Below are 5,979 nucleotides of genomic sequence, written 5' to 3'. Positions count from 1 at the left end.
TGGGGGGGTGGGGGTTGGTGACTTGATTTCTCGGGGCGCCCGCGGGTGGCGCGCCCCCAACACATCCCACCGGCCCCCCGGGGGGCCCCCGGGGTCGCCGGAGCGGGCCGTCAGCGCGGTCCGAGCGCCCAGCGGGGCCCCTGCGGGCTGTCCTCGATGACCAGGCCGGACTGGTTGAGCTGGTCGCGGATGGCGTCCGCCGCGGCCCAGTCCTTGCGGGCGCGGGCGGCCTCGCGCTGGTCGAGGACCAGATGGACGAGGGTGTCGACGACGCCGTGCAGATCGTCGCCGCGGTCGCCGTCCTCGGCCCACTGCGGGTCGAGGGGGTCGAGTCCGAGGACGCCGAGCATGGCCCGTACCTCGGCGAGGCGCGCCACGGCGGCTTCCTTGTCGTCGGCGGCCAGGGCGGAGTTCCCCTGGCGGACCGTCGTGTGCACGATGGCCAGCGCCTGGGGGACGCCCAGGTCGTCGTCCATCGCCTCGGCGAACGCGGGCGGCACCTCGGCGGCCGGCTCGACGACGCCCCCCGCCTTCTCGACGACCCGCTGCACGAAGCCCTCGATACGCGCGAACGCCGACTCGGCGTCGCGCAGGGCGCCTTCGCTGTACTCGATCATCGAGCGGTAGTGCGGGGTGCCGAGGTAGTAGCGCAGCACGATGGGACGCCACACCTTGGTCATCGTGGACACGAGGACCGAGTTCCCGAGGGACTTGGACATCTTCTCGCCGCTCAGGGTGACCCAGGCGTTGTGCACCCAGTACTTCGCGAACTCGTCCCCGAAGGCCTTGGCCTGCGCGATCTCGTTCTCGTGGTGCGGGAAGATCAGGTCGATCCCGCCGCCGTGGATGTCGAAGGCGCTGCCCAGGTACTTGTGGGCCATGGCCGAGCACTCCAGGTGCCAGCCCGGACGGCCGCGGCCCCAGGGCGTCTCCCAGCTCGGCTCGCCCGGCTTCACGGACTTCCACATGGCGAAGTCGCGCGGGTCGCGCTTGCCCGTCTCGCCCTCGCCCGCGGGCTGGAGCAGGTTCTCGAGCTCCTGGTTGGACAGTTCGAGATAGCCGTCGTACGAGCGCACGTCGAAGTAGACGTTCCCGTCGGCCTCGTAGGCGTGACCGCGCTCGATGAGACCGCGCATCATCTCGATCATCTCGGGGACATGACCGGTGGCACGGGGCTCGTACGTGGGCGGCAGGCAGCCGAGCGCGTCGTAACCCTCGTTGAAGGCACGCTCGTTCTCGTAGCCGATGGACCACCAGGGGCGGCCCTGGGCGGCCGACTTGGCGATGATCTTGTCGTCGATGTCCGTGACGTTCCTGATGAACGTCACGTCATAGCCGCGGTACGCGAACCAGCGGCGCATGATGTCGAAGTTGAGGCCGGAGCGGATGTGCCCGATGTGCGGAGCGGCCTGCACGGTCGCGCCACAGAGGTAGATCGAGACGCAACCCGGCACGAGCGGGGTGAAGTCACGGATCTGCCGGGCGCTGGTGTCGTACAGGCGAATGGTCACCACTCCAGGGTAGTGGGCACCGGGCAGTGCCCCGCGCCCCTTCCCACAGCATGGCCACGTATTCGTGACAAACGGGGGAGCCAGGGGCTGTACGGGGGAGCGTCGGGGGGACAACCGGGTGGTCCCGGCGCACCCGGACGCCCGTACTCCGGGGCCCGGGACCACCGGAGAGCCGGTGCTCCGGGCCGCCGGACAACCGGTGCTCCCTACCACCCGGATGGCCGGTGCTCCCGACCACCCGGACGGCTGGACAGCCGGTGCTTGCGACCACCCGGACAGCAGGTGCTCTCGGTCCGTTCAGCCCGTTCGGTCCGCTCGTACGACCAGTGCCGTGGCGACCGCCATCAGGCCCTCGTCGCGCCCCGGGAAGCCGAGGCCGTCCGTCGTGGCGCCCGACACCGAGACCGGCGCCCCCACCGCTTCGGACAGGATCTTCTGGGCCTCGTCCCGCCGCTTGCCGATCTTCGGGCGGGGGCCGACGACCTGGACCGCGACGTTGCCGACGACGAAGCCGGCCTCGCGGACGATCCGCGCCGCCTCCGTCAGCAGCACGACCCCCGGCGCCCCGGACCACTCCGGGCGCCCGGTGCCGAAGTGGGCCCCGAGGTCACCGAGGCCCGCCGCGGAGAAGAGCGCGTTGCACGCGGCGTGCGCGACGACGTCGGCGTCGGAGTGCCCGGCGAGCCCGGGCCCCTCCCCCTCCCACTTCAGGCCGGCACACCACAGCTCCCGCCCTTCCTCGAAGGCGTGGATGTCGGTGCCGATCCCGACCAGCGGGAGCACCAGGCCCTGGACCGGGGCGTGACCAGACCCCTGAACGGCCGTCCGCTCCGAGGTCCCGGAACCCGTCGCTCCCGGTGCCTCAGAACCCATCGTTGAGCCTCCGCCGCGCGAGAACCGCCTCCGCCAGCACCAGATCCAGCGGGCGCGTCACCTTGAACGCCTCCTCGTGGCCCGGCACCACCACGACCCGCACGCCCAACTGCTCGACCATGCTGGCGTCGTCGGTCACGTCGTCGGTGACGGTCTCGTGGGCCCGCAGAAGCGTCTCGCGGTCGAAGCCCTGAGGCGTCTGCACGGCACGCAGCCGAGCCCGCTCCGGGGTGGCCACGACCGGCTCGGTCTCCCCGGCGACGGCCGCGGGCTCGACCTCCTTGACGGTGTCGGCGAGCGGCAGCGCCGGCACGACGGCGGGAGCGCCGTCCCGTACGGCCTCGATGACGGCGTCCACCGTGTCGACGGGGACGAGCGGCCGGGCCGCGTCGTGCACCAGGACGATGTCGACGCCGGGCGGCAGCGCGTCGAGGCCGTACTTCACGGACTCCTGGCGGCTGTCACCGCCCGGGACGACGACGAAGTCGGTGCGCTCGGGCAGCGCGTGCGCGTCGAGCAGCGTCTTGACCTCGGCCGTGCCGTCCGGCGGAGCCACGACGACGACCAGCGAGACGGCGCGCGACGCGGCCATCGCGCGGATCGCGTGGATGAGCATGGGCGTGCCGTTCAGCGCGCGGAGCGCCTTGGGGGCGCCCGGACCGAGGCGCACACCTCGTCCGGCGGCCGGGATCACGGCGGCGGTACGGGCCTCCGGCGGCGAAGGGAGCGAAACGTCAGACATCGGTTCCTGTCAGGTTTGTGTGCTCGACCGGGATGGGTATGGCCTGGGGGTACCCCCTGCTCGGGGAGCTGGGGGAGCACCGGGCGCGACGCCTGACCGGACCCTTCCGTGACATCCGGTCAAGTCGACTGCCCGGTTCGGCATCCCGAGTATCGGATACGCCGGTATACCGCGGGAAAGCCGATACCGGGTGAACGGCCGGTTTACCGAATGGGTGCGGGTACGAACATGCCGCAGCGCCCGGCGACAGCAATACGGCAATTGCGTCATCGGGCACCGCGGCATTTCATTGCGCTTCTGCGCAGGCTTGGGCGTACGTCAAGACGGCTCGCGTCTCGGCGACTGAGCCGGCGTCAGGACGCGAGAACCTCGTCGAGCAGGGCCTCGGCCTTGTCCTCGTTGGTGTTCTCCGCGAGGGCGAGCTCGCTCACCAGAATCTGGCGCGCCTTGGCGAGCATGCGCTTCTCACCTGCGGAGAGTCCGCGCTCGCGCTCACGACGCCACAGGTCACGCACGACTTCCGCGACCTTGATGACATCGCCGGAGGCGAGCTTCTCCAGATTTGCCTTGTAGCGACGCGACCAGTTCGTGGGCTCCTCGGCGTACGGCGCGCGCAGCACCTCGAAGACCCGGTCCAGCCCGTCCTGACCGACCACATCACGTACGCCGACGAACTCCGCATTGTCCGCTGGCACACGTACCGTCAGGTCACCCTGGGCGACCTTCAGCACCAAGTAGGTCTTGTCCACGCCTTTGATCTGGCGAGTTTCGATGGCCTCGATCAGCGCGGCCCCGTGATGGGGATAGACCACGGTGTCGCCAACCTTGAACGTCATGTGACAGGTACCCCTTCCGTGGCTATCCAGAGTAACACGGAAACGGCGTCTTCTGAATGGCGTTTTCGCAGGTCAGGGCATATCTCGGGGCTTGACAACCGCAACAGGAACGTGCTGCGAGGGGCGAGCGGAAGAGGGTATTCGCAGGTGGGAGCCGCTGTCCAGGCGGAGTGAAACGCGTACGTTACACACACCCGGAGCCCGCCGTCAGGGTCCGAACATCCCGTTTTGTCCTGCTCCAAGAGCGCGAGTTCCGCTACTCCGTTCGACGGGCGGAGCCGAGTACGAGACGAATCCGGAATTGATCAAGGCGATCGGTGATCACGTACTCGACGGCCCCCGATGACACCGTGATCCTTTTCCCGGAGAGCCGGGCATTCATTCCACGAAATGCGCAAGCGTAAGTCTGCGGAACTTATGTGAATGGCGGACCGGCGCACGACAAAGCGGTGGGCGCACACCGGCGCGCGGCGTGTCGGAAGGCGGCCCGGGGGCGCACACCGGTCGCACCGAGGCTCGCGGACGCACGCCGACCGCCCCGGCCGCCCCGCACACCGACCGGTCCCGGCCGGGCCGCCCCGTACAGGCCCACCGCCGTGCGGGAGGGGCGTGCGGGCTGGGCTGCTCGGGGCCGCAGGCCGGGCCGGGCCGGAGTGCCGGGCTGGGGTGCCGCACCGGGCAGCCCGTGTCGGGGCAGTCGAGCGCGCCCCGGCCCGACCAAGCCGCGCGACCCGGCCCACACAAGGCCACACGGCCCAGCCCGGCCTAGCCCAAGCGGGGGCTTGGCCCCGGCAGGCCGGCGCGGCCCAGCCCGAGCGCAGGCATGGCCCCGGCAGGCCAGCGCGGCCCAGCCCAGCCCGGCCCAGCCCGGCGCGGCCCAGCCCGAGCGCAGGCTTGGCCCCGGCAGGCCGGCGCGGCCCAGCCCGGAGGGCCCCGCAGCGCCCAGCCCGGAGAGCCCCGCACACTCGCCCCGATCAACCTCCGCGAGCCGGCCCGGACGGTCTCGTGTGTGCCCCCTCGTTTCACTCGGGTGAGCAAAGTCGGGTGCTTGGGGAGGGTCGGGTGCGGTCGGGCGGGAACGGATCGGTAACCTAAGGCCGCTGACAGACCCTTAGGGCGGCTTTACACAGAGGTCGCCCTGCTTCGCCCACGTTCAAGGAGTTGCCGCCGCCGTGAGCAGCAGCCTTCGACGCGGCTCTCTCGCCGCCGCCGTCATCGCCTTCTCGATCGCCTCGCTCGCCGCTTGTGGCGCCGGCAGCAACGCCGAGACGCTCGAGGTCAAGCCGGACAACGCGGCCACCTCCGTGGGCGTGATCAAGGTCCAGAACGCCCTCGTCATCACCCAGCCCGACGTGAAGGCCACCGGCCCGGCCGTGGTCTCCGCGACGCTGTACAACAACGGCACCACCGCCCAGACCGTGGACTCGATCAACGTCGAGGGCGAGGGCACCGCCGAGATCAAGGCCGCCGACGGCAAGGGCAAGCTGACCGTCCCGGCCGGCGGCTCGATCGTCCTCGGCGGCAAGGGCAACGCCTCCGCGGTGCTGTCCAGCCCCTCCCAGACCGTCCTGAACGGCAGCGTCCAGAAGGTGACCTTCGCCTTCAGCGAGACCGGTGACGTGAGCCTGGGCGCTTTCGTCGTCCCGGCGGAGAGCTACTTCTCCGACTGGGGCCCGAGCGACATCCCGTCGGCGCCCGCCACCTCCTCGGCCCCGGCCACGTCGCCGTCCGAGTCCGTCACGGGCGCCCCGTCCGCGCCCGCCTCCGAGGCGGGCCAGGCCGGCACGACCGCGTCGTCGAGCACGACGGCCACCGCGTCGGCGTCCGCCGGGCAGTGACGCCGGACGCGCGCTAGACGCGGGCCGGTCTCCGGCCCCGTGCACGGCCGGCGCCCACCGCGTGGCCGTACGCGCGCGGCAGTCCAGTACGCCGGCGGGGGGGGGGCGCCCCCCCCCGCGGCGCCCGCCCGCGCGCGGGGGCGGGGGTGAGCGGCGGGGGAGCGGGGGGGGGGTGCGCG

5 protein-coding genes are annotated in these 5,979 nt (G+C 71.6%); 1 reads left to right on the top strand and 4 read right to left on the bottom strand.

Features of this window, described 5'->3' with window-relative positions:
* Positions 1–110: 110 nt before the first annotated feature.
* From cysS to ACFXGX_RS42040, 4 genes are all read right to left on the bottom strand, one after another.
* Positions 111–1,511: a cysteine--tRNA ligase gene (cysS, locus tag ACFXGX_RS42055; protein ID WP_384803407.1), complete on the bottom strand. Its 1,401-nt coding sequence runs from the start codon at positions 1,509–1,511 to the stop codon at positions 111–113.
* A 297-nt stretch (positions 1,512–1,808) separates the two neighbouring features.
* Positions 1,809–2,384: a 2-C-methyl-D-erythritol 2,4-cyclodiphosphate synthase gene (gene ispF / locus ACFXGX_RS42050; RefSeq protein WP_384803404.1), complete on the bottom strand. Its 576-nt coding sequence runs from the start codon at positions 2,382–2,384 to the stop codon at positions 1,809–1,811.
* Positions 2,374–3,126, bottom strand: coding sequence for a 2-C-methyl-D-erythritol 4-phosphate cytidylyltransferase (ispD, locus tag ACFXGX_RS42045; protein ID WP_384803401.1), 753 nt, complete (start codon positions 3,124–3,126; stop codon positions 2,374–2,376). The genes ispF and ispD overlap by 11 nt, the downstream gene beginning before the upstream one ends.
* 353 nt (positions 3,127–3,479) lie before the next feature.
* Positions 3,480–3,962: a CarD family transcriptional regulator gene (locus ACFXGX_RS42040; protein WP_003953493.1), complete on the bottom strand. Its 483-nt coding sequence runs from the start codon at positions 3,960–3,962 to the stop codon at positions 3,480–3,482.
* A gap of 1,172 nt (positions 3,963–5,134) precedes the next feature.
* On the opposite strand from ACFXGX_RS42040, the gene ACFXGX_RS42035 reads away from it, so the two are divergent.
* Positions 5,135–5,800 (top strand): DUF461 domain-containing protein, encoded by a 666-nt coding sequence (locus ACFXGX_RS42035; protein WP_384803398.1) that lies wholly within the window; start codon positions 5,135–5,137, stop codon positions 5,798–5,800.
* Positions 5,801–5,979: the final 179 nt, after the last annotated feature.

Source organism: Streptomyces sp. NPDC059371 (assembly GCF_042751995.1).
Lineage (GTDB): Bacteria > Actinomycetota > Actinomycetes > Streptomycetales > Streptomycetaceae > Streptomyces.
Note: the sequence above shows the minus strand (reverse complement) of the source record. Positions and strands in the feature narration are given on the sequence as shown.

Excerpts from the sequence above, each read along its gene's own strand:
- ispF (WP_384803404.1), bottom strand. The coding sequence starts at position 2,384 with ATGGGTTCTGAGGCACCGGGAGCGACGGGTTCCGGGACCTCGGAGCGG.
- ispD (WP_384803401.1), bottom strand. The coding sequence starts at position 3,126 with ATGTCTGACGTTTCGCTCCCTTCGCCGCCGGAGGCCCGTACCGCCGCC.
- ACFXGX_RS42040 (WP_003953493.1), bottom strand. The coding sequence starts at position 3,962 with ATGACGTTCAAGGTTGGCGACACCGTGGTCTATCCCCATCACGGGGCC.